The organism is Neisseria sp. P0020.S003, from assembly GCF_051957095.1.
Taxonomy (GTDB): Bacteria; Pseudomonadota; Gammaproteobacteria; order Burkholderiales; family Neisseriaceae; genus Neisseria; species Neisseria subflava.
The window spans coordinates 1-437 of record NZ_JBQCWU010000087.1 but is presented as its reverse complement, the minus strand read 5'-3'; the positions used below and the strand labels follow the sequence as shown (position 1 = coordinate 437).

At 43.9% G+C, this 437-nt stretch carries 1 protein-coding gene; it reads right to left on the bottom strand.

The window, feature by feature from the left end; genetic code table 11:
* The coding region (locus ACTHTQ_RS11450; protein ID WP_440363984.1) for a DUF4189 domain-containing protein at window positions 1-437 on the bottom strand (437 nt) is incomplete at both ends.

The window sequence follows — 437 nt, the reverse complement described above, 5'->3', positions numbered from 1 at the left end:
AGGGGTATAAGAGAAAGTGGTCGAGGAGAATTGAGGCATTGAGCAGCCTTCGGTGGCAAGAATTTTACATTGTGCTTTTCTATTTCTTTGGTATTTTTCGAAGGCTTCCGCTTCGGCAAGACCAGGGGTAGTGGATCCAAAAAAAATTGTACCATTTTGATCGTGGGCAACGGCAAGACAACCATTCCTTACCCAAGCATAAATTTTACACGGTTTATTTTTCCCCCCTAGTTCACAAGTTTTAATGGCTTCTCTTTTGGCAGCAGCAGGTGAATCCATCTCGAGTGCCCCACCTGAAATACCAGTTGTAGGGTTAGCTGCCCAAGCTCCGTATTTTGAAGGAACATCGATGTTGATAATTTCCGTAGGTTGTCTTTGTTGACTGGAACCAGATGAGCCACAATTACGGTTGTATCCGTATTGACATAAACCAGGGT